Source organism: Enterobacter sp. C6 (genome assembly GCF_008122455.1).
GTDB classification, from domain to species: Bacteria; Pseudomonadota; Gammaproteobacteria; order Enterobacterales; family Enterobacteriaceae; genus Enterobacter; species Enterobacter pseudoroggenkampii.
Genome location: NZ_QPFW01000230.1, coordinates 28,912 through 54,096, shown reverse-complemented (window position 1 = coordinate 54,096; position 25,185 = coordinate 28,912). Strand labels below are relative to the sequence as shown.

The 25,185-nt window shown below is 53.7% G+C and carries 24 protein-coding genes and 1 pseudogene; 8 read left to right on the top strand and 17 right to left on the bottom strand.

From position 1 onward, the window contains the following. On the top strand, nucleotides 1-530 hold a 530-nt coding region (locus DOU50_RS14745), incomplete at its 5' end, for an oxidoreductase (RefSeq protein ID WP_148769660.1). A gap of 55 nt (nucleotides 531-585) precedes the next feature. Here the strand turns inward: DOU50_RS14745 and add are convergent. From add to malX, 3 genes are all read right to left on the bottom strand, one after another. Beyond that, on the bottom strand, nucleotides 586-1,587 hold the full coding sequence (gene add / locus DOU50_RS14740; RefSeq protein ID WP_148769659.1) for an adenosine deaminase: 1,002 nt from the start codon (nucleotides 1,585-1,587) through the stop codon (nucleotides 586-588). Nucleotides 1,588-1,683: 96 nt separating this feature from the next. Then, entirely contained in the window at nucleotides 1,684-2,856 is a 1,173-nt protein-coding gene (locus DOU50_RS14735; protein WP_148769658.1) for a MalY/PatB family protein, read from the bottom strand. A gap of 48 nt (nucleotides 2,857-2,904) precedes the next feature. After that, the gene (gene malX, locus DOU50_RS14730) at nucleotides 2,905-4,497 is read right to left on the bottom strand and encodes a maltose/glucose-specific PTS transporter subunit IIBC (protein ID WP_032651044.1); all 1,593 of its coding nucleotides are present in this window, start codon (nucleotides 4,495-4,497) and stop codon (nucleotides 2,905-2,907) included. A 177-nt stretch (nucleotides 4,498-4,674) separates the two neighbouring features. Between malX and DOU50_RS14725 the strand changes: the two genes are divergently transcribed. Next, the gene (locus tag DOU50_RS14725) at nucleotides 4,675-5,703 is read left to right on the top strand and encodes a Mal regulon transcriptional regulator MalI (RefSeq protein WP_148769657.1); all 1,029 of its coding nucleotides are present in this window, start codon (nucleotides 4,675-4,677) and stop codon (nucleotides 5,701-5,703) included. A gap of 121 nt (nucleotides 5,704-5,824) precedes the next feature. Here DOU50_RS14725 and DOU50_RS14720 read toward each other — a convergent pair whose 3' ends face one another. Both DOU50_RS14720 and manA read right to left on the bottom strand, forming a co-directional pair. Next, the gene (locus DOU50_RS14720) at nucleotides 5,825-7,357 is read right to left on the bottom strand and encodes a YdgA family protein (RefSeq protein ID WP_148769656.1); all 1,533 of its coding nucleotides are present in this window, start codon (nucleotides 7,355-7,357) and stop codon (nucleotides 5,825-5,827) included. Between the two features lie 99 nt (nucleotides 7,358-7,456). After that, nucleotides 7,457-8,632 (bottom strand): mannose-6-phosphate isomerase, encoded by a 1,176-nt coding sequence (gene manA, locus DOU50_RS14715; protein WP_148769655.1) that lies wholly within the window; start codon nucleotides 8,630-8,632, stop codon nucleotides 7,457-7,459. Nucleotides 8,633-8,831: 199 nt separating this feature from the next. On the opposite strand from manA, the gene fumA reads away from it, so the two are divergent. Beyond that, on the top strand, nucleotides 8,832-10,478 hold the full coding sequence (gene fumA, locus DOU50_RS14710) for a class I fumarate hydratase FumA (protein WP_061715401.1): 1,647 nt from the start codon (nucleotides 8,832-8,834) through the stop codon (nucleotides 10,476-10,478). 182 nt (nucleotides 10,479-10,660) lie between these two features. Beyond that, on the top strand, nucleotides 10,661-12,055 hold the full coding sequence (gene fumC, locus DOU50_RS14705) for a class II fumarate hydratase (protein WP_148769654.1): 1,395 nt from the start codon (nucleotides 10,661-10,663) through the stop codon (nucleotides 12,053-12,055). On the opposite strand, the gene tus is transcribed toward fumC, so the two are convergent. The 6 genes from tus to DOU50_RS14675 all read right to left on the bottom strand — a co-directional run bounded on the left by tus (nucleotide 12,056) and on the right by DOU50_RS14675 (nucleotide 17,313). Beyond that, a complete protein-coding gene (gene tus / locus DOU50_RS14700; RefSeq protein ID WP_148769653.1) occupies nucleotides 12,056-12,985 on the bottom strand; it encodes a DNA replication terminus site-binding protein in 930 nt (309 codons plus the stop codon). A 73-nt stretch (nucleotides 12,986-13,058) separates the two neighbouring features. Next, on the bottom strand, nucleotides 13,059-14,357 hold the full coding sequence (rstB, locus tag DOU50_RS14695) for a two-component system sensor histidine kinase RstB (protein WP_024909335.1): 1,299 nt from the start codon (nucleotides 14,355-14,357) through the stop codon (nucleotides 13,059-13,061). Nucleotides 14,358-14,395: 38 nt separating this feature from the next. Then, on the bottom strand, nucleotides 14,396-15,667 hold the full coding sequence (locus tag DOU50_RS14690) for a site-specific integrase (protein ID WP_148769652.1): 1,272 nt from the start codon (nucleotides 15,665-15,667) through the stop codon (nucleotides 14,396-14,398). After that, a complete protein-coding gene (gene xisR / locus DOU50_RS14685) occupies nucleotides 15,667-15,882 on the bottom strand; it encodes an excisionase family protein (protein ID WP_148769651.1) in 216 nt (71 codons plus the stop codon). The genes DOU50_RS14690 and xisR overlap by 1 nt, the downstream gene beginning before the upstream one ends. Nucleotides 15,883-15,946: 64 nt before the next feature. Then, complete coding sequence (locus DOU50_RS14680; protein ID WP_048979543.1) at nucleotides 15,947-16,189, bottom strand: DUF4060 family protein; 243 nt, start codon at nucleotides 16,187-16,189, stop codon at nucleotides 15,947-15,949. Between the two features lie 38 nt (nucleotides 16,190-16,227). Next, nucleotides 16,228-17,313: a RecT family recombinase gene (locus DOU50_RS14675; protein WP_148769650.1), complete on the bottom strand. Its 1,086-nt coding sequence runs from the start codon at nucleotides 17,311-17,313 to the stop codon at nucleotides 16,228-16,230. Nucleotides 17,314-17,417: 104 nt separating this feature from the next. Here DOU50_RS14675 and DOU50_RS14670 point away from each other — a divergent pair. Then, nucleotides 17,418-17,693 (top strand): annotated as a pseudogene (locus DOU50_RS14670) (replication protein P); the annotation flags it as partial. Between the two features lie 116 nt (nucleotides 17,694-17,809). On the opposite strand, the gene DOU50_RS14665 reads toward DOU50_RS14670, so the two are convergent. Together DOU50_RS14665 and leuE are read right to left on the bottom strand one after the other, a co-directional pair. Further along, entirely contained in the window at nucleotides 17,810-18,301 is a 492-nt protein-coding gene (locus tag DOU50_RS14665) for a DinB family protein (RefSeq protein WP_148769649.1), read from the bottom strand. Nucleotides 18,302-18,482: 181 nt separating this feature from the next. After that, the gene (gene leuE, locus DOU50_RS14660) at nucleotides 18,483-19,127 is read right to left on the bottom strand and encodes a leucine efflux protein LeuE (protein WP_148769648.1); all 645 of its coding nucleotides are present in this window, start codon (nucleotides 19,125-19,127) and stop codon (nucleotides 18,483-18,485) included. Nucleotides 19,128-19,725: 598 nt separating this feature from the next. Between leuE and DOU50_RS14655 the strand changes: the two genes are divergently transcribed. The 3 genes from DOU50_RS14655 (at nucleotide 19,726) to DOU50_RS14645 (ending at nucleotide 21,740) form a co-directional block, all read left to right on the top strand. Next, nucleotides 19,726-20,085: an HNH endonuclease gene (locus tag DOU50_RS14655; protein ID WP_148769647.1), complete on the top strand. Its 360-nt coding sequence runs from the start codon at nucleotides 19,726-19,728 to the stop codon at nucleotides 20,083-20,085. Nucleotides 20,086-20,820: 735 nt separating this feature from the next. Next, nucleotides 20,821-21,141: a YecR family lipoprotein gene (gene yecR / locus DOU50_RS14650; RefSeq protein WP_228117536.1), complete on the top strand. Its 321-nt coding sequence runs from the start codon at nucleotides 20,821-20,823 to the stop codon at nucleotides 21,139-21,141. A gap of 380 nt (nucleotides 21,142-21,521) precedes the next feature. Further along, complete coding sequence (locus DOU50_RS14645) at nucleotides 21,522-21,740, top strand: hypothetical protein (protein ID WP_117268857.1); 219 nt, start codon at nucleotides 21,522-21,524, stop codon at nucleotides 21,738-21,740. Nucleotides 21,741-21,992: 252 nt separating this feature from the next. Here DOU50_RS14645 and DOU50_RS14640 read toward each other — a convergent pair whose 3' ends face one another. The 4 genes from DOU50_RS14640 to DOU50_RS14625 all read right to left on the bottom strand — a co-directional run bounded on the left by DOU50_RS14640 (nucleotide 21,993) and on the right by DOU50_RS14625 (nucleotide 25,139). Beyond that, a complete protein-coding gene (locus tag DOU50_RS14640; protein WP_148769646.1) occupies nucleotides 21,993-23,009 on the bottom strand; it encodes an NADP-dependent oxidoreductase in 1,017 nt (338 codons plus the stop codon). A 14-nt stretch (nucleotides 23,010-23,023) separates the two neighbouring features. Further along, nucleotides 23,024-23,416, bottom strand: a complete 393-nt coding sequence (locus DOU50_RS14635; protein WP_117268855.1) for a hypothetical protein — start codon at nucleotides 23,414-23,416, stop codon at nucleotides 23,024-23,026. Nucleotides 23,417-23,419: 3 nt separating this feature from the next. Then, entirely contained in the window at nucleotides 23,420-24,238 is an 819-nt protein-coding gene (locus tag DOU50_RS14630; RefSeq protein WP_148769645.1) for an oxidoreductase, read from the bottom strand. Between the two features lie 118 nt (nucleotides 24,239-24,356). Next, on the bottom strand, nucleotides 24,357-25,139 hold the full coding sequence (locus DOU50_RS14625; protein WP_148769644.1) for an SDR family NAD(P)-dependent oxidoreductase: 783 nt from the start codon (nucleotides 25,137-25,139) through the stop codon (nucleotides 24,357-24,359). Nucleotides 25,140-25,185 lie beyond the last annotated feature (46 nt).

The following is a 25,185-nucleotide window of genomic DNA, read 5'->3' as shown; positions in this document are numbered from 1 at the left end:
GCGGCATCTGGTACGATTTAGCTCCGCATCTGCTGGATCAGGCCGTCAATCTTTTTGGTCTGCCGGTGAGCATGACGGTCGATCTGGCCCAGCTCAGGCCCGGCGCGCAGACAACCGATTACTTCCACGCGGTGCTCAGTTACCCGCAGCGGCGGATTGTGCTGCACGGCACGATGGTCGCGGCCGCAGAATCGGCCCGCTATATCATTCACGGTACGCGCGGGAGCTACGTGAAGTTTGGTCTCGATCCGCAGGAAGACAGGCTTAAAAACGGTGAACGTCTGCCGCAGGAAGACTGGGGCTATGATATGCGCGACGGCGTGGTAACGCGGGTCGAAGGCGAGGAGCTGGTCGAAGAGACCTTGCTGACGATACCGGGTAACTATCCGGCGTATTATGCAGCTATCCGCGATGCGCTGAACGGCACGGGAGAGAATCCGGTCCCTGCCAGCCAGGCGATTCAGATTATGGAGCTGATTGAGCTGGGCATCGAATCTGCCAAACATCGCGCCACGCTCTGTCTGGCATAAGTTATTGACGTTGTTGTAGGCCGGGTAAGGCGTAGCCGCCACCCGGCAAAAGGGTTTACGCGGTTGCCACCTTATCCCGCAGCGCCTGCTTCTCAGCAGGCGTCAGGAAGGCAATTTCCAGCCCGTTAATCTGTGCCTGACGGATCTGCTCGCGGCTCAGACCCGCCTGCGGTGCGGCGATGTTGTACTCGTGGATAATATCCACGCCCTGAACCGCCGGGTCATCAGTGTTCAGCGAGGCCAGCACGCCGTGCTCGAGGAACGTTTTTAGCGGGTGATGCGCCAGCGTCGCCACGGTGCTGGTCTGAATGTTAGACGTCAGGCACGACTCAATCCCGATACGCTGCTCCGCCAGGAAATCCATCAGGGCGCGATCTTCGACCGCCTTCACGCCGTGACCGATACGCTCGGCGCCCAGCTCGCGGATGGCCTGCCAGATGCTTTCCGGGCCAGCCGCTTCACCCGCATGGACGGTAATGTGCCAGCCGGCATCGCGCGCGCGGTTGAAGTGGGAGAGGAACAGGCTGCCCGGGAAGCCCAGCTCGTCGCCGGCGAGGTCGATGGCGGTGATGGCATCGCGATGGGTCAGCAGCGCTTCCAGCTCCTGCAGGCAGGCGGCTTCACCGAACGTACGGCTCATAATGCCGATCAGGCGGGCCTGAACGTCGAAGGTTTTACACCCTTCGCGCACACCTTCAATGACGGCTTCCACCACGCCTGCAACGGGCAGGTTGTGGGTCATCGCCATATAGCCCGGCGAGAAGCGCAGTTCGACGTAGTGCAGGCCGTTGCGGGCTGCATCTTCGATGTTCTCAAACGCCACGCGGCGGCAGGCATCCAGCGACGCCAGCATCTTCACGCCCCAGTCGAGTTTGCTCAGGAAGCTGACCAGGTCCGGTTCATTAGAGGTCACCTGTACGTGAGGGATCAAGGACTCAAGGGTCTGAGCAGGAAGCGTTAAATTGAACTGGCGGCCAAGATCGAGGATGGTTTGGGCACGAATGTTACCGTCAAGGTGACGATGAATATCAGTTAAAGGCAGGCGTGTATCAATCATGGTCGCACTCTTTTCTGGTTAAAGTGCGCCATATTATAAAAACAAAACGGGGTAAAAAGCTATTTGCGCAAGGGAATATTCCGTTGCGCAAATTGATTACAGGAGCGTGTTAATCCCGGCTATGAGGCGTTGCACGCCTTGTTCCAGCTTGCTGCGCGGGCAGCCCGCATTCAGGCGAACAAAGCCATTTCCTTCTTTACCGTAGGTATATCCCGGCATGATGGCGACTTTTTGCTGCTCGATCAGTACTTTTTGCAGCTCCCGATCGTCAATGTTCAGCGGGCGCAGATCGATCCAGGCCAGATAGGTCGCTTCGGGCGGCTGCCAGTTCAGTTTCGGAAAAGCGCGGTTTACTTCCTGCGCGATATACAACAAATTCTCTTCCAGATAACCCCGCAGGGCATCCAGCCACGGCTCCCCCTGCTGATAGGCGGCGATATGCGCCGTCAGCGCCAGCACGGAAGGGGAAGAGAGCCCGTCCCGGCCTTTTAGCGCGCTGAGGTAACCGTTACGGCTCTCTTCATCGCCAATCAGGCCGTAAGCGCCCGTCAGCGCCGGAATATTAAAGCTTTTCGAGCCGGAGGTGAGAAGCGCCCATTTGCCGCTCGCCACCGCGTTCCACGGCGTGTGACGACGCTCTCCCCACACCATGTCCATATGGATTTCATCGCTGATAACCGCCACGTCATAGCGTGCGCACAGTTCCGCCATCTGCGTCAGCTCATCCCGCGTCCAGACCTTGCCGGTCGGGTTTTGCGGGCTGCACAGCAGTAAAATTTTGTTTTCCGGTTTCGCCAGCGCCGCTTCGAGGGCCACCATATTGCCCTGCCAGCCTGCAGCCTGCTTTTCCATCTCAACCGCCACAACACGACGCGCGTTACCCTCTATGGCTTTATAAAACGCATCGTATGCCGGGGTGTGGACAACCACGCCGTCGCCGGTGTTTGACCAGAGACGAATCAGCTCTGACACCATGTAGATAACGGAAGGGCCATAAACGATCGATTCGGTCTCAATCTGACTGTGAAAGCGCTGCTGGAACCAGTGCGCAACGGCGGCGAGAAACTCATCGTTCTTCCAGCGGCTGTAGCCCAACACGCCGTGATTGATGCGCTGATGCAGCGCGTCGGTAATGCAGGGCGCGGTGGCGAAATCCATATCCGAGATGGTGAAGGGCAGCAGGTCGGCCGCGCCAAAGCGGTCGGCGACGTAGTCCCACTGCGTACACCAGGTGCCGTGTCGATCCACGACGGTAGAGAAATCAAACATGACGTTAATCCTTAAAGTAAAACCCCCTCATGAGAGGGGGCTGAGGCATCAGGCTTCTACTGTTCGCATCAGGGTAGCCAGCTCATCCTTCACCGACTGTACCTGCGGGCCGATAACCACCTGCAAATTGTGCTGATTTAACTGTACCACGCCGATAGCCCGGTTGGCTTTCAGGGCGTTGGTATCCACTTTTGACATATCCGCCACCGACAAACGCAGGCGGGTAATGCAGTTATCCAGCGAGGTAATGTTATCCGCACCGCCCAGCGCCGCCAGAATGGCAGGGGTGTTGTAGCCGGATTTGCCCACGGTACCGGCAACCGCCTGTTCCACGCTGGTGGCCGTATCGGTATCGCGGCCTGGCGTTTTCAGGTTAAAGCGGGTGATGGCGAAGCGGAAGATCCCGTAGTACACCACGAACCAGATTGCCGCCACGACCGGGACCAGATACCACTTGGTGGAGAGGCCGTGCAGGATGCCGAACACCACGAAGTCGATGACGTTGCCGTCGGTGTTACCGATAGTGACGCCCAGCACCGCCATCACGGTAAAGCCCAGACCGGTCAGCACAGCGTGAATCAGATACAGCACCGGCGCAACGAACAGGAACAGGAACTCGATTGGCTCGGTGGTACCACCTACGACGCAGGCGATCACGCCGGAAATCAGCAGCCCTTTAATTTTATGACGGTTTTCCGGGCGTGCGCAGTGGTACATCGCCAGCGCGGCACCCGGCAGGCCGCCGAGGAAGGCAGGCATTTTACCCTGAGACAGGAAGCGGGTGGCGCTTTCGGAGAAGCCGTGGGTGGTCGGGCAGCTCAGCTGCGCCTGGAAGATGGTCAACGCACCGCTCACGTCGTGGCCGCACACCTCCATCGTCCCGCCCGCTTCGGTGAAGCGAATCAGGGCCACCAGGATGTGCTGCAGGCCAAACGGCAGGAGCAGACGCTCGCCGGTGCCGAAGATCATCGGACCGAAATCTCCCGCGCCGTTGATGATGCGGCCAATGCCGTTGATGCCCAGCGCAAAGACCGGCCAGATCAGCGGAATGATCAGACCAAACAGGCCCATCACCACCAGGGTGATAATCGGCACGAAGCGGGTGCCGCCGAAGAAGGCCAGGGCATCCGGCAGACGGATATTGTGGAAGCGCTCGTGCAGCATCCAGATAATCACACCCGCGATCACCGCCCCGAGGATCCCGGTATCAATAGACTGGATGCCAATCACGCTCTGAATGTTGTTGGCCTTCAGCACGGCAGCGTCGGTGGTCGGCAGTATGCCTTTCGCGGTCAGCCAGAAGTTAACCGCGAGGTTCATCACCGCGTAACCCACAAAACCGGCAAACGCCGCGACGCCTTTATTTTCGCGCGCCAGGCCCAGCGGGATAGCGATACAGAACATGACGGGCAGGAAGCTAAACGCAAAGGAGCCGACTTTACTCATCCAGATAAAGATGGCCTGCAGCACGGGAGTACCGAGGAACGGGATCAGCGTGATGACGTCTTTACTGCTTAGCGAGCTGCCGATCCCGAGCATGATCCCGCAGAACGAGAGGAGTGCCACGGGCAGCATAAAGGTTTTACCCAGTTGCTGGAAAAATTCCCACAGCGATATTTTTTGTGCTGCTTTCGCCGTCATAAAACGACTCCTTTATTGTTAAAATGAGTTTGTCTGCTTCAATGCTGCGAGAAGATAAAACGTTTTATCAAAGTTTAGTGCGCGCTAAATCACATTCTCAGGCTTTGACTGGTAGTATAAAGATAACGTATTGATAAAAGGTTTTACCGATCTCATTTCAGGGAGTCACGCCGACACATGGCTGTAGCGAAAAAAATCACCATCAACGATGTCGCGCTTGCGGCGGGCGTTTCCGTCAGCACCGTTTCTCTGGTGCTAAGTGGGAAGGGGCGCATCTCTCCTGCCACCGGTCAGCGGGTGAACGAGGCGGTTGAACAGCTGGGCTTTGTGCGTAACCGTCAGGCGTCGGCGCTGCGCGGCGGGCAAAGCGGGGTGATTGGCCTGATTGTTCGCGATCTGACGTCACCTTTCTATGCGGAGTTAACAGCCGGGTTAACCGAAGCGCTTGAAGCACAGGGGCGGATGGTCTTTCTGCTTCACGGCGGTCGCGAGGCCGATCAGCTGCTTTCCCGGCTCGATATGCTGCTGAATCAGGGTGTGGACGGGGTGATCGTCGCCGGGGCATCGGGCGTGGGCAGCGAACTGTGCGAGCGCGCGGCCGAAAAAGGCGTGCCGCTGGTGTTTGCCTCGCGCGCCAGCTACCTCGACGAAGCCGATACGCTACGCCCGGATAACATGCAGGCCGCGCAAATGCTGACCGAGCATCTTATTCGTCGCGGGCATCAGCGCATTGCCTGGCTGGGCGGTAAAAGCTCGTCCCTGACCCGCGCCGAGCGGGTAGGCGGCTACTGCGCGACGCTGATTAAATACGGCCTGCCGTTCCACAGCGAGTGGGTCGTGGAGTGTGAATCCAGCCAGAAGAAAGCGGCGGAAGCGATTGGCGCGCTGCTGCGAAGCAGCCCGACGATCAGCGCCGTGATTTGCTATAACGATGTGATTGCCATGGGCGCCTGGTTTGGCCTGATCCGCGCCGGGCGTCAGAGCGGCGAGGGCGGGGTGGAAACCTTCTTCGGCCACCAGGTGGCGCTGGGGGCGTTCGCCGACGTCGGGGAAAACGCCCTCGACGACCTGCCGATCGTCTGGGCCACCACCCCAGCGCGGGAGATGGGTTACACCCTGGCGGACAGGATTATGCAGCGCATCGACAATGCGGATGTGCAGGCCGGGCACCAGATTGTGGCAGCGCGGCTGGTGACGGTGAAATAATCTCCGCTGCACATCGCCCGGCGGCGCTGTGCTTGCACGGGCCTACAAGGTCGATCGTAGGCCGGGTAAGCGTCGCCGCCACCCGGCAATAAAAAACCCCTCATGCGAGGGGTTTTGACGTTTACTGCTGCGGTGCCGCCGGTTCGGCTGGCGCTGCCGGTTCAGCCGGTTCCGGCATCCCCAGAGCAGGCATACCGAACATGCCGACGAAGTCTTCCAGCGGCATCTTGTCGCCGTTGAGCGTGACCTGGCCGTTGGCGTACTGCAGGCTGGTGGAAATCGTGTTGTTTTCCACTTTGGTGATGCGGAACATCTGGCCCATGGCCGCCAGACCTTTCACCTGCTGGTTCGCCAGCTTGCCGGCATCTTCATCGCCGTAGCCTTCCAGCTTCGCAATCTGGGTCATAAACTCGGTCGCCATATCCATCGGAATGGTCAGCTTGCTGTCGAGCGACTTCACGCTGCGATCCACTTCCTGCGCCAGCGTCTGCGGTTCACCCGTTGCGGTGGCCGGATCTTTCAGGAACAGAGACAGGTTGAAGCTGGTTTCGCCTTTGCTGTTTTTCCAGCTCAGCGGAGCAACGGTTATCACCGGCTCGCCTTTCAGCAGGATTGGCAGGTTGTTGAACAGCACCGCCATCGCCTGCTGCTGGTACACTTCCGGGTTCTGCTGCAGCGCGGTATCGGTCAGCAGCGCCTGGCTCTCTTTACTGTATTTCTGGCTAAACTCGTGCCACGCCTGGCCGTCGATATTGCCGATCTTCAGCGACAGTTTGCCGGTGCCCAGATCCTGATTCTGTACTTTCAGGCTCTTCAGCGTGTAATCCAGCTGGGTATTGATGCTCTTACCGTCTTTGGAAACGTCGGATTTGCCGTTGACGTCCATGCCTTCCAGCACGGCCATCTCTTTCCCTTCAACCGCAATGGCGACTTTATCGAGAGACAGTTTTTGATCGCCAATACGCTCCTGGAAATCGGTCATTCGGCTGTTGCCGTCGGCTTTCAGGTTGCTGAAGGTGAGCTGAACTTTTTGGTTATATTCGTTCACGGCATTGACCAGGCCGCTCTCCGCTTCACCCGTCAGGGAGAACACGTTTCCGTCGCGGTCAGCATCGAGTTTGAAGTGGCCGCCGCTGAAGGCGACTTTTTCATTCTCTTTCTCGTAGTTCAGCGCTTTCAGCGCAATATCGGAACTGGTGTCACCGGCATAGCTAATTCGGGTATTAATGTCGAAAGGCGATTCATTCTTCGCCAGGTCAAACAGCGGTTTGGTGACGTCGTTATTCACCAGCACGGTATGAACGGACGCCATCGACGGGATCAGGTTAAAGGACTTCAGCTGCGCCAGCGGCAGCGGACCGTGGCTCACCACTTCGTCCAGCACCACGCTCTGGCCCGGTTTCAGCCAGCCGTTTTCAGCACCGGCAACTGGCTTCACCACCAGCTGCATACGGCTGGTAAACACACCGCGGTGATAGTTCTGGTAGCTCAGTTCCAGACCTGCTTCCGGCGCGCTGCGCTTAATCTCTCCGTTAGCCTGCGCCACCATCTCAGCCAGACGGCCTTCCAGCTGTTTCCCGGTAAACCAGGAGGCACCCGTCCAGACCACGCCTAACGCTACAATCACTCCTACCGCTACGACCGATTTTTTCATTGCGACTATCCCTAAAATGAAACCAGGCGGTAAAAACCGCCTGGAGATATTAAGCCTGCAACTAGCTTAGCAAGAGTTGTTAAAAAATTCAGTAAGTGCTTAAAGCTTATTGAAAACGCGCGCGAGGCGACCGGTGCCGCTCACGCTGACCGGGGACTCATTGGCTGCAACGAATGCTGACTCACCGGGCTTAAGCACCAGACGCTGTTCGCCTTTGCGCAGCGTCGCTTCGCCTTCAACGCAGAACAGAATCGCCGCGCTCTCCTGAGCCACCGACGTTTCGGCGCTGCTCAGGTCGTGCAGGGAGAAGGCAAAATCCTCAACCGGGATCGGGAAGTCCAGCTCTGCGCCGTTTTTCACCGGCTGCGTCAGCAGCTCCGCGGCAGGTTTCGCCACGAACTTCACGTTGGCAACCAGCTCAGGAATGTCGATGTATTTCGGCGTCAGGCCCGCGCGCAGCACGTTATCGGAGTTGGCCATCACCTCCAGCGCCACGCCCTGCAGGTAGGCGTGCGGGGTTTCCGCGAACAGGAACATTGCCTCGCCCGGGTTCAGCTTCACCACGTTCAGCAGCAGAGGGGAGAACAGGCCGCTATCGTCCGGGTAGAATTCGGAAATCAGACGAATAGTCTCCCACGGTTCACCTTGCTGGCTGTCCAGGGCGGCTTTCAGCACCGCCAGCGCGTGGGATTTCTCTTCACCCTGCATATTCAGCAGGCTGGCAAACAGCTGGCTCAGCGCGTCGGCGTTCGGGTTTTCGAGGAAGTGGGCGATAGCCTTGTTGGCACCCGCGACCGGTTGCAGCAGAGAAATGATCTCCGAAAACTCGCGGAACGCGTTCATCGCCAGGAACGGCGTCAGCGCGAACACCAGCTCCGGCTTGTGGTTGGGATCTTTGTAGTTACGCTCGGCGGCGTCTAACGGGATACCCGCCGCGTTCTCTTTCGCAAAGCCGATTTCAGAGGCTTGCTTGTTCGGGTGAACCTGGATGGAGAGCGGCTGGTCGGCGCACAGCACCTTAAACAGGAACGGCAGTTCGCCGAAGCGGCGAGCGACCTTGTCACCCAGCAGCGCGGCTTTATCGGCATCAATCACGTCGCGCAGGCTGCGTACCTGGCCGCTGGCGTCTTCAATTTTTGAGCTGCTCTTCGGGTGCGCGCCCATCCACAGTTCTGCCATCGGCAGGTTGTTCGGGTTCGCGATACCGTAGAGATCCGTTAACGCAGTTTTACTTCCCCAGGCGTAGTTTTGCACTGAGTTAATGAGTTTTTGCATTATCAAGCCCTGATTCAATTGTGGAATTAACTCCGGGTATTAAAGCAATAAACCTCATGGAAGTAACCTGTGGATGTAAAAAGTCGTACTAGTCTCAGTTTTTGTTAAAAAATTGTGTAGGATAAGCTGACTCGCTTTTAAGCCGGGCAGCGGAACATCTGCCCTGAATAAACAGACCGAAGCAGTAAGTGAGAGACCAATGTCGAATAAACCCTTCCATTATCAGGATCCTTTCCCCCTCAGTAAGGATCAGACCGAGTATTACCTGTTAACCCGCGATCACGTCTCCGTTTCTGAGTTTGAAGGACAAGAGATCCTCAAAGTCGACCCGCAGGCGCTGACGCTGCTGGCGCAGCACGCTTTCCACGACGCCTCGTTTATGCTCCGTCCTGCGCACCAGCAGCAGGTGGCCGATATCCTGAGCGACCCGCAGGCCAGCGAAAACGATAAATACGTTGCCCTGCAGTTCCTGCGTAACTCAGACATCGCCGCGAAAGGCATTCTGCCAACCTGTCAGGATACCGGCACGGCGATCATCGTCGGTAAAAAAGGCCAGCGCGTCTGGACCGGCGGCGGTGATGAAGCGGCGCTGGCGCACGGTGTTTATAACACCTACACCGAAGACAACCTGCGCTATTCGCAAAACGCCGCGCTGGACATGTACAAAGAGGTCAACACCGGCACCAACCTGCCAGCACAGATTGACCTCTACAGCGTCGACGGTGATGAGTACAAATTCCTCTGTATCGCCAAAGGCGGCGGTTCAGCCAACAAAACCTATCTCTACCAGGAAACCAAAGCGCTGCTCACCCCGGGTAAGCTGAAGAACTACCTGGTTGAGAAGATGCGCACCCTCGGCACCGCGGCGTGCCCGCCGTACCATATCGCGTTTGTGATTGGCGGTACCTCGGCTGAAAGCACGCTGAAAACCGTCAAGCTGGCCTCAACCAAATACTATGACGGCCTGCCTACCGAAGGTAACGAGCACGGCCAGGCGTTCCGCGACGTACAGCTTGAGCAGGAACTGCTGGAAGAGGCGCGTAACCTGGGTCTCGGCGCGCAGTTTGGCGGCAAATACTTTGCCCACGACGTGCGCGTGATCCGTCTGCCGCGTCACGGTGCCTCCTGTCCGGTCGGTATGGGTGTCTCCTGCTCTGCGGATCGCAACATCAAGGCCAAGATCAACCGCGAAGGCGTGTGGATCGAAAAACTGGAAAACAACCCGGGCAAGTACATTCCGGAAGAGCTGCGTAAAGCGGGTGAGGGTGAAGCGGTTCGCGTTGACCTGAACCGTCCGATGAAAGAAATTCTGGCGCAGCTTTCGCAGTATCCGGTCTCGACCCGTCTCTCCCTGAACGGCACGATTATCGTGGGGCGCGACATCGCGCACGCGAAGCTGAAAGAGCGTCTGGACAATGGCGAAGGGCTGCCGCAGTACATTAAAGATCACCCAATCTACTACGCTGGCCCGGCGAAAACGCCTGAAGGCTACGCCTCTGGCTCGTTAGGCCCAACCACGGCAGGGCGTATGGACTCGTATGTCGACCAGCTGCAGGCCAACGGCGGCAGCATGATCATGCTGGCGAAAGGTAACCGCAGCCAGCAGGTGACGGACGCCTGCCACAAGCACGGCGGCTTCTACCTCGGCAGTATCGGCGGCCCGGCAGCGGTGCTGGCGCAGGGCAGCATCAAGAGCCTGGAGTGCGTGGAATACCCGGAACTGGGCATGGAAGCGATCTGGAAAATTGAAGTGGAAGATTTCCCGGCGTTTATCCTCGTGGATGACAAAGGCAACGACTTCTTCAAGCAGATTCAGTCGTCCCAGTGTTCGGCATGTGTGAAGTAATTCTGTAAATTGCCGGGTGGCGCTGACGCTTACCCGGCCTGCATTCTCGTAGGTCGGGTAAGGCGCAGCCGCCACCCGACACCAAAAAGAGCGCACAAAGCGCCATAACGTTTCTCAGAAGTCATCAATACTTATCCCTTAAGCATGTGAGCAATCCCTCTTTTGTTATCAAGGAGAAAGTAATGACCACGGTACGCCATGAGAAAGATTCGATGGGCGCCATCGACGTCCCGGCCGACAAGCTATGGGGCGCGCAAACCCAGCGTTCGCTGGAGCATTTCCGTATCTCGACTGAAAAGATGCCCGTCTCGCTGATTCAGGCGCTGGCGCTCACCAAACGTGCAGCTGCGAAAGTGAACCAGGATTTAGGCCTGCTGACGGCAGACAAAGCGACCGCCATCATCAACGCCGCCGACGAAGTGCTGGCGGGTAAGCATCCCGATGAATTCCCCCTCGCCATCTGGCAGACCGGTTCCGGCACCCAAAGCAATATGAACATGAACGAAGTGCTGGCGAACCGGGCAAGCGAACTGCTGGGCGGCGTGCGCGGCATGGAGCGTAAGATCCATCCGAACGATGACGTCAACAAAAGCCAGAGCTCTAACGACGTCTTCCCGACGGCGATGCACGTGGCGGCGGTGATTGCTATCCGCGAGCAGCTTATTCCGCAGCTCAACGTTCTGAAATCCACGCTCAATGAGAAAGCGCAGGCCTTCCGCGACATCGTTAAAATTGGCCGTACGCACCTGCAGGACGCCACGCCGCTGACGCTCGGCCAGGAGATTTCCGGCTGGGTGGCGATGCTGGAACATAACCTGAAGCATATTGAGTACAGCCTGCCGCACCTGGCGGAGCTGGCGCTCGGCGGGACGGCGGTCGGGACCGGGTTAAACACCCATCCAGAATACGCGGTGCGCGTGGCGGAGGAGCTGGCAAACATCACCGGGCAGTCGTTCGTCACGGCGCCCAACAAGTTCGAAGCGCTGGCGACCTGCGATGCGCTGGTCCACACCCACGGCGCGCTGAAAGGGCTGGCGGCATCATTAATGAAAATCGCCAACGACGTGCGCTGGCTGGCCTCGGGCCCGCGCTGCGGCATTGGTGAAATCAGCATTCCGGAAAATGAGCCGGGCAGCTCCATCATGCCGGGTAAAGTCAACCCGACCCAGTGTGAAGCCATGACTATGCTCTGCTGTCAGGTACTGGGCAACGACGTGGCCGTCAACCTGGGCGGCGCGTCCGGCAACTTCGAGCTGAACGTCTATCGCCCGATGGTGATCCACAACGTTCTGCAATCGATTCGTCTGCTGGCGGACGGGATGGAGAGCTTTAACGAGCACTGTGCGGTAGGGATTGAGCCGAATCGCGAGCGTATCAGCCAGTTGCTCAATGAATCCCTGATGCTGGTGACGGCGCTGAATACCCATATCGGCTACGACAAGGCCGCCGAGATCGCTAAAAAAGCGCATAAAGAGGGGCTGACGCTGAAAGCCTCCGCCCTGGCGCTGGGCTATCTGACGGAGGCGGAGTTCGACGCCTGGGTTCGCCCGGAAGCGATGGTCGGTAGCCTGAAATAATCAACCCGCCACATACAGGTGCAGCCGCGGAATAATCAGCTGCAGCGGCTGCGCCTGAGGCCTGTAACGGTGCTGGACATTGTCCGCATCGTAATTCAAAAGCTCACCAATATCCGGCACGATGGCCCCCTGATTGGCATCAAAGAGCGCAATCAGCGGCGTCGGACAGGCATACTGAACCTGTTTTTGCTGACCGGAATACCAGACGCGGGCGATAGGCTGCACCTTCACCGGGCGCTTAATTTTGAGGCGCGTATCCGCCGGTAGCGAGGCGATGCTGTGGTACTCCTGTTCCAGGCGCTCAATCCACTGCTCACGCGACCACGGCGCGACGGTGCGCGGCGTCTTCAGGCTTTTTTCCAGCTGCGCCAGAATTTCATCCCGGGTGAAGTTTTTAATGATGTGCTTATTCGCCCAGCCGAAGCGCAGCGTGGCGGGGTGACGCAGTACCGTCAGCGTGCGATAGGCATTCAGGGTAATTAACCCAGGAAGCTGACGGTGCACCCATTCAAACCGGGCGGCAGGGGCGAGGCCGGACTCTTCGGTAACGATCTTTTCAAATGCCGCTTTCAGGGTGTTGATATGGGTAATCCGGGCTTCCAGCGCTTCGCGCGTTGTCGCATCGGTTTTCAGGCAAATCACGCCGGGCAGACGCACGGCCGCCTTACTGCTGCGGTTTTCAGACTGCTGCTGGATAAACAGGCGACGATAGTGTTTCAGCGCCAGCTCAAGGGCGGCGCTGCCGATGTGCTGTTCAACCTCGATGGTGTCCAGCGGGTCGTGTTCTGCCCCTTTAGCTACCTCGGGCAGGGTAAAGACGCGCGCAGCCAGCAGACGGCAGGTCTGCAAACGTTCGGTCAGGGTCAGGAGCTCGTGTTCTATTTCCCGAAACGTGCTGTTCAGCCGTTCGAGGAGATCGTAAGTCGCCATAAACACTCTCATTAGTTACAACATACTTATCATATAGCACAGCACGCCGGGTCAGGCCAGCGTGCGGTTTAGGTCAGACAGGAACGGGAAGGGCGATGTTGTGGTATACCGGCCAGCTAAAGCAGAAGCGCGCGCCGCCAAGCTCGCTCTCCTCGCAATGCACCGTGCCGCCCATTGCCTGCGCGATAGAGTAGACAATCGCCAGCCCCAGGCCACATCCGCCAGTAGCGCGATCGCGGCTGGGGTCGAGGCGGACAAACGGTTCAAACACGGTTTCTCGCGCTTCCGGAGCTATCCCCGGGCCGTCATCCTCAACCGTCAGGCTGGCCTGACTGCCCTGCAAATCCAGCCCAATCTGTAGCGTACTTTCGCTGTAGCGCATGGCGTTGTTCATCAGGTTGTCCAGCACGCGTTCCATCAGGCGCATATCGAGCGCGCCGTAATCACCCGGCGTCACGCGCGTTAACAGCGTGCGCTGCGGGTTCACGCTTTGGACATCGTCAATATGGGTTTGCAGCCACGCGGGCAGATCCGGCGTGCTGAGGTTCAGTTCGTTTTGCGGGCGATCGAGGCGCGCATAGGTCAGCAGCTCCTCAATCAGCGCCTCAAGCTGGCCAATGTCGCGGTTAAGCGCCTGAGACTCCGCTTCCGTCAGATTTTCGCTCATCTCCAGACGATAGCGCAGGCGCACCAGCGGCGTGCGCAGCTCGTGCGCAATTCCGTCGATCAGCTGCTTTTTACTGGCGATCAGGGCATTGATGTTATCGGCCATCTGGTTAAAGGCCACGCCCAGACGTTCAAAGCTGGAACCGCTGTCGAAGTGAATGCGTTCGGTAAAATGCCCCTCGCCAAAACGCTGCGCGGCGGATTCCAGCTTCAGCATGTCCTGCCAGTGCGGGCGCATCCAGATAAAAACCGGAAACGCGAGCGAGATGGCGATAAAGGCCATCAGCGCCATGTCCAGCAGGCGCATTTGGTGCAGATAATAGAGATAGGGAACCGGGCCGACGGCCAGCACGTAATGGCTGCGCGGGATACGCTGGATAAAGGTGTATTTCTCATCCAGCGCGACGATGTCCCCGTCGCGCAGACGCTGCATGGCGGGTGGGTCCAGCTCAAAATTTTTTAAGGGCTCGATGCGTAAATCGAACGAGAGATTCAGATCCAGCTCTTTCAGGGTTTTCGCCCAGTCGTGCGGCGGGATCTCTCTTAGCTCGCTGCGCATCAGATAGAGCGAGCTTTTCATCAGGTCGTCCAGCGACTGCCTGCCTGCACGTTCGGCGGTGAATTTATAGACCAGCCCGACCAGCATGGTCATGACCAGGAAGCAGACAAACAGCAAAAGATAAAACTGCACAAACAGCTTTTTCATTAAATATCACCGGGAAATCAAGTAATTAACTACTTTGTTTATACCTTCAGGGGCACTATAGGGGCATTTGCATATCCGCCAAAGCGCTGATTCAAAAATGATACCTGATCGCTATCGAGAGCATTTATCCACGCAGAGTATACATGGAAGACCATCTCTGCATTCTCATGACCCATCTGATTCGCTATAAAAGCAGGATTAGCACCTGCCGACAACATCCAGCACGCATATGTATGACGCAGCTGATAGGGGCGTCTGCGGCGAATTCCCGATCGTCTTACCGTAATATCCCATAATGACACAATTGAACTGACTGAATAGTACGCAGCTTGCTTGCCTTTCTGGGGGCGAGGCATAAACACAAAGTGCAGCTTTTGCGTTTCCGTTTTTCCGAACTCCCGGTGGTGAAAAGTGATTGGTACTTTAGGGGCACTCCCCGTAAGCTCCTTTTGAGCTCGCAAAGCCTCCAGAGCCGGCTCCAGTAACTTTATAGTCCGATATCCAGCTTCGGTTTTAGGTGGTCCAAAAAAGCCTTCCTGAGTTAGATTGCGTGCAATCGTAGCTTCGCCGGAATTAAGATCGATATCTTCCCATGCAAGAGCGCAAAGCTCCCCAGGCCGAACACCGGTGTAAGCAAAAAATTGCCACATGTTTTTCTGCTGAGTCGGAGCAGTCTCTTTCAACTGCTCAAATTCATGTCTCAGCAGTGGATCGGGTTTTGTTTGCCCTTTGCGAAGCCTTTTTATCCCGACATATGGTTGATATGAAATGACTTTATTTTTGACCGCATAGTCGAGGATTTGTCGCAGGATGGCCAGATAATAATCTACTGTTCTAACGGCGCGGCCGGTTTTATTTCTCCTCTTTACGGGAGCATAGTTAGTCTCGCCAGTCAGTAATTCCTTTCTCCAGCCCAGAATGTCGCTGTTGGTGATGGATGCAACCAGCGTTTCAGGGCCGATTAGTTTTGTTAACGTTCTTACAGCTATCCCATAGCTTCTTGTGGCATTGGGTGAGAGATCGATTTTATGGTTTTCATACCAGGTTGATGCAAGTTCGGAGAACGTCGTAATGTTTTTAGATGTATAAAACTTTGCTGCCACCTTTGACTCCGGGAACACGTCCCGGTAGTCAAAAGTGCCCAGCTGAATCTCGCTTACAATTTTGGCCCTTAGATTCCCGGCTTTTTTGAGATTCGGAGCATTTACGATCCATCCTTTCAATGTTTCTCGACATCTAACGCCCTGAAACTTGAAACTTATTCGTATCTTATTGTTGTGGATCTCAACACCCGTTGGCATTGCAGCCATTATGCCTCCTTCACAAACCTGTTAATGTTTGGGATGTTGTACCAGACAAGTCCTCGCTCTTCGGAGCTGCTTCCATCCAATGGGATTCTCTTAAAATGAACACTTTCTACCCAGGAGGTTTGGCGATAGCTTTTAATCTGACGATCTGTAAGGCCTGTCTTCTCTTTTAGTTTTGAAGCAACGCCCCATTCTGAATCGTAAATTACCTGCGACATGGTTCACCTCAGGTAACCGGCATGAGTATAGATATGCCGGTCTTTAGTCGTTGATATTTCAGTTTCAGTTTGCCTGGCCGGGCAGGGAACGCAGTCGGCGCATGCCGGTCATTGCTGTGGCCACGTAGCTTGCCTTGCAGTTGACTACTTCAACCCAGACCTTCACGCCTTCCACTTTCACCGTATAGGTCTCTTTCATCTTGCTGCGCCCATAGTCACCATATCTTTGCTGGTGGGCTGCGAGTGCGATTTCACATGCCTGGCGAGCTAAAGGGGATTGCTTACTGCCTCGATTAATCAGTCGCATTTCTTCTCCTTGAGGGAGGGTTTCCCCTCCCGATCTCGTTAGTCCACGTATTCCGGTTTCATATCCGCCAGGGTGATGCTGAACTGACTATGCAGTTCGTCGCCCAGATGGCGTTTCGACGATGCAAGAACGCGCTCTACTTCTGCGAACCGCGCAGCTGCATCGGGCTCATCTGAAGGTGGCAAGGAATTGATGGCTGCTTCGACTTTGTTCCGTGCATCAACTAGGTAATAACGCTTCACGGCCTTGTTTTTCAGCTCAGTGAACAGGGCAGAACCCAGCGTTGCTTTGACGGTTTCAATATCTGCGCGCAGAGCTTTAGCGCTATCCACATCCTGAGCCGCCTCGATGCGATCACGAAAATCATCAGCAAGTGCATCGATGTTTTGAGCTGATTCCTGGGCCGTTTGAGTGGTAGTGACGTTGTCACCTGAAATGTCTACAAGGCTTACGTGCTGCGCCGGTACGAGGTTTATCTCTCGTTCTTCTCGTCGATCATCGAGTTCATCCGGGGTGTAGACGCCCAGAATCACATCCGGGCAGAACAGCCTCGCCCAGCGTTTGACTGCTAGGTACGCCAGCTGCTGGCGAGGGTCGTCAGCCCAAAGGGTAGAGTTTCGGGTACGGGCCTGAGCCAGCAGCAAATCGAGTTCTCTCGGCTGATCTTCGCCTTTAAGCGTTGCGCGGATAATGATGCCGATCCCGGCTTCGTCAGCCAGGGGCCAGCCCGGGACGCGGTACTCGCCTTTGTCTCCTTTACGGATATGGAATTTTCCAACGACCTTTTCCCATGGCCCATACCACTCATATTCAAAACGGCTGGCCAGCACGCCGCTGCGCGAGATGACGGCATTAACCAGCTGCGCTTCATACCCGAGCACACCGTTAATTAGGTGCGTCTTCTGCGCCACGGCAAAGGGATTCATCTGCCACTGTGCCGCTTGCATCGCTACAGCCATGCAGTCGGCCTGATTGCCCTGCAAGTGTTTAGGAACAGTAGCAGTGCCCTGGGCCATAATCTGCGCGAACGTGCTGATGGCGTTCAGATACTGGGAATCGAACAAAGCCACGTTGGAGTTAATAACGGTGTTCTGGTCAGCAACGGTAACGTTTGTGTTATGCATAAATCCCCCTTAAGCCTGAGCGCGCAGCGCTTCGAGGCGGCGCAGGTCGAAATCGTTCAGTTCATCTGTGTAATCGGTAGTGATCGGCGCTGGCCACTCGCCCGTATCCTAGCAGTGAGCAGTATCCGTGGCCGGAGCCGGTGTATTACCACATCTGCCTCGAACTGCGTCGCCGCGGAATCGATGGCCAGTTGTGTCAGAAAGAGCTCGAGCGTGAGGCCAGCGATATTTTGGATATGTGGGAAAAGCGGGTGCTGGCCGGGAAGCCGATCCCGCCTGTTCGGAGGGCGTTGGCTGCACCAGTTGCTCCTAAGGGACCGACACCGGCGGAGCTTTTGAAAGCTAAATATCAGCTGATGAAAGCCGATGGCAGGGCATAGTGAGGAAATGGTCTGTTATGAGCGAGGAGCAGACATTCCTGGACAATCATTTACGTACTGACGTTTTTGTTTAAAGGGTCAATAGCGTTTTAAGTTTGCATGACCCTGTCAGCCATCTACTCGTGGTTATGGTCTCTTAGAAAAACGGTCAGTACGTCTTTGGGCGGGGTTACACCACTTTCTGAAAGTAGCCAACCTACAGCACCGCGATGATATGTCCCGTGAAACAGCACATGATTGAGCATATCGGCCGCCTTCATCTCACCATGTCCGCCATCGACAAACTGGAATTTAATTGTTTCCGCAAGGTCAGCAAGGGACATAGAATTGACACGTTGAATATACCAGTCTGTACATTCTGTCATCGTTATCAGAAGCTCATCAGCGGAGGGGGTCTCCGGCGTGTTCAGTGCAGTGTAGAAATGTTTCTGCCCGGTAATGTTAGCCTTGAAGATCATATCAACAACATGTATGTGATTCATCAATCTGAGCGTCAGATGACGTTTTTCTGCATTCGCAGACGCATCAATTCTTTTAATCGCTTGTAGTGTTTCAATATCTATCCAGCGCTTGTATCTAAACAGCGTAACTACAGTGTCAGTACCCATGTGTCACCTCTTTTATGCATTTTATTATCATATCAGTAACAAAAAAGGCTCTCTACTAACTTCCGCTTCTGGCACAGGGCGGACGTACTGACGAGACTGAAGGTCCGCTGTGAGCGAGGTGCGGACGTCTCATCCCAGGAAGAAAGTAAAAAAACCGCCTCACGGCGGCTTATGTGTCCAGTCAGGAAGTTGCGCTTGCGAGCCTTGCTGCAAATCCAATGAAGAACATCCCTACCAGCGCGTTTCCGATTGCAGAAAGACGTCGGTTGCCTTTAAGACGGCTAAGCAGATAAGAGCCGCAGAAAACGAGAAAGCCGAAATAAACGAGAGTAATTGCGAACATTACTGCTGCCAGAATGATAAAAGCCATCCAGGAGTGTTCAGCCTGAACATTAATGAACTGTGCGAAGAAAGATATATAGAACAGCAGCGTCTTTGGATTCAATAGCGTAACCAGCATTCCGCGTCCGATGATCCCTCCGGTATCAGCTGAAGATTTCTTTTCCTCACTCGTTTCGACAGCCGGCTTAAAGATTGCGCGTATTGTCTGGACACCGAGATAGAAAAGATAAGCAGCGCCTGCGTACTTGATGGCGTTAAACAAGGAAGGGGTTGAGCTTATAACCGCCGCCAGCCCACACCATGCCAGAAGAACCAGAATAACGTCGCTCAGCAGAATGGAAAATATTGCAGCAAAGCCCCGCTTGATGCCGCTGGTAATGCTCGTTTTAATCACGAACATGGTTTCAGGGCCAGGCACAAGGACTATCAGCGTCGCCCCAAGCAGGTACGTCCAGAAATTCACGACACCAAAATCAGCAAACATTTTCACTCCAGTTCTCTCGTTTTCAACGAGGCTATTCTAATGGAACCAGCGAAGATGAAAACACATCACGGCTACTTTCTTGGTAAGCCAATGTCTGCTGTTGGCACAAAGCGGACGACCATCATGCAAACATTAATGACATATCTCCTTCGAAAGCTATGCCCTTACTTTGCCCATAACCAAACCGCTTGCTCAGGAGGCAGCGCTGGTGCAACACACAACTCGCTCCGGAACGCGATGATTCTGAAGCGCGCTACAGAATCATCGTCTCCCTTCATGTACCGGAGACCGGTGTCGATCTGCTGACGCCGGTTTAGCTTAAAGTGGATGAGCTCATCGCAATTCAGGTCGAAATTACGTCCTGAAAAAGTGATGCATTTTAATCTGAACCTCATCAAAAACCCCCTCTGGCCCGGACTTAGACTTACCGGGGTATTTCTTCGCCAGGAGTAGATAGTGGCTACAGATGCACACTTCTTTTGTCCGGCGGGCATTCACGTTGCTGATGAAGATATTACTGACGTCAAGGCGTATGGGTTAATGGGGAGCAGGTCAGTGCAATCTTCCGTCTAGCAGATCGCCAAGTGAGAGAGCACAGGTGAAATGGGGTGCTGCTGGCAAAGATGCTTGGGGACATTATCCCAAGGAGGAAGACCATGTTGGATTGTTCGAACAGATCCGGCGTGAGCAGGAGGAACGCAACCGTTCAGCCAGTAACGCAACCACATTCTTTAACTCAAAGGAATGGCGACGTTTACGCTATCAGGAATTCAGAAAGTATGGCAACAAATGCTTTGTATGTGGACGTGGCGCAAGTGAAGGAATGGTGATGAACGTAGAACACATCAAGCCCCGTTCCCTACATCCTTATCTTGCATTGGAACTATCCAATCTTCAAATCATGAGCCATGAGTGCAATTTGAGCAAGAGTTACAGAGATGAAATTAAATGGAGATAGGGGGAGACAGCACAAGGTTCTTATCATCTTTAGAGATTTATTAGTTTTGCTAATACCCAATTAAAATTAGTTACTTGTTCAACCTTCTTTCCCCAGCAATAATACCAACCAGAAACATTACCAAGATAATAATCACATCTGTAATCAGACTAAATGAAAACACTAATAGAAATCGCAGCGCTTCTGGCGCTGTGGCTTGCCTTCGGCTGGGTTTTCTGCCGGGCATGGATGAGAGGCAGCGCCGGAGGAGACAAATGATCAGATTGTCTCTTGAGGAAGTATTAAATGGGCTTGAACGTCATAGCTTTATCTTTGAAGACGAACAACAGTATTCTCTAATCGTATTCATACTCTCAAGCATTTACGCCAAGGCATCACAAAACACCGGAGGCTAGCCTACCTAATGAAATGGTTAATCGGTGGGGGTGTTGTGTTAATAATCCTGTGGTTGGTTTTAGTGACACTGCTACTGCGTAGAACCAAACACGACAGTATGAAAACCATCCTTAGCTACGTGAAAGACGATGACCAACTCCCGTAAAGCCACAGTTTGAACAATGACCACAACAGATTACCCGCGTTACCCATCATGATATTACAGGGATTAATATTCCTTAATGAGAGAAACAAGAAGCACGGAGAACAGTCTTAATAAAAAAACACAAACAGCACATAAGCAATTTAAAATGAAAATATCATTCAAGCATATATAAAAATAAGTTTATAGGATTAACTATGCGTAATAATATATTGGTGTTATTGGTTTCTACATTGGTTTTGTCTGGTTGTGCCACCCAAAAAGAAATGGTGCCGATGGGAGGTTCAAAAGCTGATGGTACAGTGAGGATGGGCTTTGATTATGGTTTGTTTGAAAAGCCAGTGCTCGATAAGAATCAGGCAATCGCAGCAGCGGAACGACGCTGTAAAGCATGGGGTTACTCTGGGACTGAACCTTTCGGGGGTACAATTCAAACCTGTAATCAACCCTCTTCAAGCGGGGGCATGGGTTGGCATGTTGAGACTGAATTCCAGTGCACTGGTGAAATTAAGAAGTAAAAACCAATCATGTACATGCTTAAGGCTAGTTAATCTGGCCTTTTTCATTGGTTACACTATATCCCAAACTCTTCTGACCTGCTCCCCGTTGTTCAACACAGACTATTATTAGCTACTTCCGCTTTTGGCACAAAACTGACATCCCATCCTGTGTCAGACCGTAAAAAAACTTCCACAAGGTGAACTACTAACTCTCTGTTTATGGTGTGGCGGGTGTGCGTCATGCAGGAAAACCAATTTGATGTTTGCTGGAAAACCGGTTGGACATAAGCTAAACGACTCTAAGAAATTTCTAAGGCGAAATTATCACATAAGTAATCTTCATTACGTGCTATAACCGAGGTTGCAAAACCACCAAACTGGTGGTTAAGAGGCATCTCATGAAAATACGCATCACAAGAGCAATCGGCCTCAGTAAGTTCTCGCCACGTTGGGTTAAGGTTATCTGTTTACGGTTAACTAAAAATGATATTGAGCGCTCTCTCAATAGTCTTCTCGCCAGCATTGATGAAACTGAACTCACCCCTGAGCAAGTAAAAATGCTGAGGGAATGCGTTGATAGAATTAACCTGGCAAGAGGTAAGGGGATGCAGGCGTGAGAACTTTTACCCTCAATCGATGAGATAATTCCAACCTACATTTCCTGTCGCAGGATATGTGATGTTACATTTGCTCATGTTTCTCTATGTACAATCTATTAAATAAACATATTTATCAACAAGAAGGAGAGGGGGACGCTAGTCGCAAAGCGTCCGCCTTTAGCTAGTAGAAAACATGTTGTCCCGCTTACCTGAGGCAACAGAGCTAGCGATTTTTCTTATAGTAGGCAGATGCAAATCACGCTTATTTTTTCATTGTATCCTAACGACAACTTTGCCCTTCGCATGTCCTCCTGCAAGATAATCAAGAGCTTCCTTCGTTGCTTCGAAAGGGAAAACCTTGTCGATCACTGGGATGATATGTTCCGCTTCTATGAGCTTACTTATTTGAAAGAGTTGAGAGCCATCAGGCCGAACAAAGAGAAATGAATAGGTCAGTCCGCGCTTTTTTGCAAGACGCATGATTTTATGGCTCATCAGGGTAAACACAAAGCGCAGGAGGAAGTTTAAATTTCTCTCACGTGCGAAATCAGCATCTAACGGGCCGATGAGAGATACAATTTTCCCGCCTGGCTTAAGAATATAGGTGGATTTTTCAATTGCATCCCCTCTGAGAGTACCCAGGACAATATCGTAGCCACTGAGTTCGATTTCGAATTCCTGCTTTTTATAGTCAATCACCTCAGCTGCACCAAGACGGCTTACCCAGTCTACATTCTCTGTACTCGTTGTCGTACCTACGCCTGCGCCCAGGTGACTCGCAAGCTGGATGGCAAAACTGCCAATGCCTCCTGAACCTGCAGGTATAAAAACTTTCTGACCAGACTTAAGCTCGGCACGTTCTATTAGCGCTTGCCAGGCCGTTAGGCTTACCATCGGTAACGCAGCCGCCTGCACGAAGTCCAGGTTCGCGGGTTTTCTGGCCGCAGCGCTTTCAGGGACCAAAGCAAATTCGGCCAGGGAACCCATTCCTGTATCGAAAATACTGGCAAAGATTTCGTCACCCGGGATAAAACGGGTCACACCAGAACCCACGGATACGACGATCCCAGCCAAATCACTGCCCATTGTCGCAGGAAGCGTAAAATTCAACACTGGCTTAAACATTCCCGTTGGGATCATGTTGTCAATTGGGTTAAGGCCAACCGCGTGTACCTTCACCAGGATTTCATTAGCACCCGGGGAAGGAAAATCCACGTCATCAAATCCCAGCTCAGGGGTTTTACCATAACGTTTAAACGTAAAGGCTTTCATCTTCCTACTTTTCATTTGTTCTTTACCCTTTAGTATTTGCCAGTAATATTTTTCGCAGGAGCCCTGTTGCTGAGTAAAAAGGCGGCGCCCAGGAACAGCTCGATTAAGACGGCAAAAAGAATCTGTCCGCTGACATGCCCTTCGTGCCATTCAGCGATGCCCAGCACGGCTGAAATAATCGATATCGTGCTGATACCCGCGGCCAGAGCATAACGGGCCGGGGAAGGTCCGGCATTTCTGGCCAGGAAACACATAACGCTTATTCCTGCAAAAAATGCTGCCGAGCGATGACAAATAACGATAGTACCCGGAGTTGGCTCAATGCCCCATTGTGTTAAAAGCTGTTCCGGGAAAAACATCCATACCGTGGCCAGGATGAAAAACAACACTGTAGTAAGAATGGCCAGTTGAGAAAATTTCATTTTTTAGTCCTTCGCATCCAGCTGAAGACTTTTGCGCACGACCTTATCCAGGAATGAAGCAGGCGCGAACCTGAGGATAAAATTCAATTTACCGGCCAGAGTTCCCGCCGTGTAGCGCACCTTCGGATGTAAAGTCTGAGCCGCTTTAACAACTACGTCAGCAACGACCTCCGGGCTTTCCGCTTCGGCCATTGCCTTACTAAGCACTTTCGCCAGCTTAGCCCGGATCAGGTCATACTCTTCAAGCTTGGCATCCGGCTCTATGTTATTGGCTTCAAACTGTGTTTTCATGTAAGCAGGTTCGATGACCGAAACCCTGATACCCTGGGTGCGTAGTTCATGATCCAGCGCTCCCGTATATCCCTCGATCGCGTATTTACTGGCAGCATAAAGTGCCACATAAGGAAACGGAACGACCCCGAGTATCGAGCCGATATTAATAATGCGTCCGCTGCCTTGATGACGCATGTGTGGAATTACTGCCCTGGTTAACCTGACTATGCCCAAGAAATTGGTGTCGAACATCTGTCTGGCCTGTTCGACAGAACTTTCCTCCGCCGCCGCCGGAGCGATCCCGAAGCCAGCATTATTCACCAGAAGATCTATGCGGCCCTCCATACGAAGTAACTCCTCAATGGCGGCCCCGACAGAAGCGTCGTCTGTTACATCAAGAGTCAGCAAGGGAAACGGATGCTTTCCCGCTATGGAGCCACGCCGACTCGTGCCATAAACCTTATACCCTGCCGCTAAAAGTTTAATAGCAGACGCTTCGCCGATACCTGAGGACGCACCGGTAACCAGTGCTACACGTTTTTTTGTCATACTGAAAAGGCCTTCAAGATTTGTTTGAGAATTCTCATCGCTGATGAGACGTCACGCTGTAAGGGGGGCTTCTCTGCAGAACTACTCAAAGGGCGTTCTGCAGAGCCTACCTCATTGACTAAAGTGCTTTATATCGTTCAGCAACTTCATCTTGTTTGATGTCAGAAAGCAGAGTGTGACGCGAGGTATCGAAGGTGTCCCAGCGTTCAGCCTTCTGTAGTGGTGGGATGGTGACAAGCTCACGGCGATCAAAGCCAACCAGTGCGGCATCAACTAACTCGCCAACTTCCATGAATTTTGCAGCGTTACTGATATCGATACCCGCACGGTCCCAAATTTCCGTGTAAGTACCGGCAGGGAGAACCGCCTGAATATATATGCCTTTAGATGACAGCTCTACATTCATTCCCTGAGAGAGGAAAAGAACAAAGGCTTTGGTCGCGCCGTACACCGTCATGGCAAATTCAGGGGCGAGACCGACGATAGAACTGATGTTGACGATCGAACCTTCTCCCGCTTTTACAAACCGAGGAGCCACGGCACTGGCAAGCCTTGTCAGGGCAGTGACATTGAGTGCGATGAGACTTTCTATGGATTCAGGCGTCTGCTCTGTAAAACTACCGGACTGCGCGATACCAGCGTTATTGATAAGAATGCCAATCTGTGTGTCTTCACGCAGGCGAGCTTCAACCGCGGCTAAATCACTCGTTCGCGTGAGGTCGGCAGGCAGAACGTCTACAGAAATGCCATTTTCCTGTTGCAGGCGCTCGGCCAATATCTCTAACTTCGCTTGGTCACGTGCAACCAGAACAAGGTCGTGACCCCGGCGGGCAAACCGTTCAGCGTAAACAGCACCAATACCCGTTGATGCACCTGTAATGAGAACTGAAGCTTTAGTCATGTTGATCTTCTTTATAATTTGTAAACAGAATTCGCAATCTGCGATG

Excerpts from the sequence above, each read along its gene's own strand:
- add (WP_148769659.1), bottom strand. The coding sequence starts at position 1,587 with ATGATTGATACACGCCTGCCTTTAACTGATATTCATCGTCACCTTGAC.
- DOU50_RS14735 (WP_148769658.1), bottom strand. The coding sequence starts at position 2,856 with ATGTTTGATTTCTCTACCGTCGTGGATCGACACGGCACCTGGTGTACG.
- malX (WP_032651044.1), bottom strand. The coding sequence starts at position 4,497 with ATGACGGCGAAAGCAGCACAAAAAATATCGCTGTGGGAATTTTTCCAG.
- DOU50_RS14725 (WP_148769657.1), top strand. The coding sequence starts at position 4,675 with ATGGCTGTAGCGAAAAAAATCACCATCAACGATGTCGCGCTTGCGGCG.
- DOU50_RS14720 (WP_148769656.1), bottom strand. The coding sequence starts at position 7,357 with ATGAAAAAATCGGTCGTAGCGGTAGGAGTGATTGTAGCGTTAGGCGTG.
- manA (WP_148769655.1), bottom strand. The coding sequence starts at position 8,632 with ATGCAAAAACTCATTAACTCAGTGCAAAACTACGCCTGGGGAAGTAAA.
- fumA (WP_061715401.1), top strand. The coding sequence starts at position 8,832 with ATGTCGAATAAACCCTTCCATTATCAGGATCCTTTCCCCCTCAGTAAG.
- fumC (WP_148769654.1), top strand. The coding sequence starts at position 10,661 with ATGACCACGGTACGCCATGAGAAAGATTCGATGGGCGCCATCGACGTC.
- tus (WP_148769653.1), bottom strand. The coding sequence starts at position 12,985 with ATGGCGACTTACGATCTCCTCGAACGGCTGAACAGCACGTTTCGGGAA.
- rstB (WP_024909335.1), bottom strand. The coding sequence starts at position 14,357 with ATGAAAAAGCTGTTTGTGCAGTTTTATCTTTTGCTGTTTGTCTGCTTC.
- DOU50_RS14690 (WP_148769652.1), bottom strand. The coding sequence starts at position 15,667 with ATGGCTGCAATGCCAACGGGTGTTGAGATCCACAACAATAAGATACGA.
- xisR (WP_148769651.1), bottom strand. The coding sequence starts at position 15,882 with ATGTCGCAGGTAATTTACGATTCAGAATGGGGCGTTGCTTCAAAACTA.
- DOU50_RS14680 (WP_048979543.1), bottom strand. The coding sequence starts at position 16,189 with ATGCGACTGATTAATCGAGGCAGTAAGCAATCCCCTTTAGCTCGCCAG.
- DOU50_RS14675 (WP_148769650.1), bottom strand. The coding sequence starts at position 17,313 with ATGCATAACACAAACGTTACCGTTGCTGACCAGAACACCGTTATTAAC.
- DOU50_RS14665 (WP_148769649.1), bottom strand. The coding sequence starts at position 18,301 with ATGGGTACTGACACTGTAGTTACGCTGTTTAGATACAAGCGCTGGATA.
- leuE (WP_148769648.1), bottom strand. The coding sequence starts at position 19,127 with ATGTTTGCTGATTTTGGTGTCGTGAATTTCTGGACGTACCTGCTTGGG.
- yecR (WP_228117536.1), top strand. The coding sequence starts at position 20,821 with ATGCGTAATAATATATTGGTGTTATTGGTTTCTACATTGGTTTTGTCT.
- DOU50_RS14645 (WP_117268857.1), top strand. The coding sequence starts at position 21,522 with ATGAAAATACGCATCACAAGAGCAATCGGCCTCAGTAAGTTCTCGCCA.
- DOU50_RS14640 (WP_148769646.1), bottom strand. The coding sequence starts at position 23,009 with ATGAAAAGTAGGAAGATGAAAGCCTTTACGTTTAAACGTTATGGTAAA.
- DOU50_RS14635 (WP_117268855.1), bottom strand. The coding sequence starts at position 23,416 with ATGAAATTTTCTCAACTGGCCATTCTTACTACAGTGTTGTTTTTCATC.
- DOU50_RS14630 (WP_148769645.1), bottom strand. The coding sequence starts at position 24,238 with ATGACAAAAAAACGTGTAGCACTGGTTACCGGTGCGTCCTCAGGTATC.
- DOU50_RS14625 (WP_148769644.1), bottom strand. The coding sequence starts at position 25,139 with ATGACTAAAGCTTCAGTTCTCATTACAGGTGCATCAACGGGTATTGGT.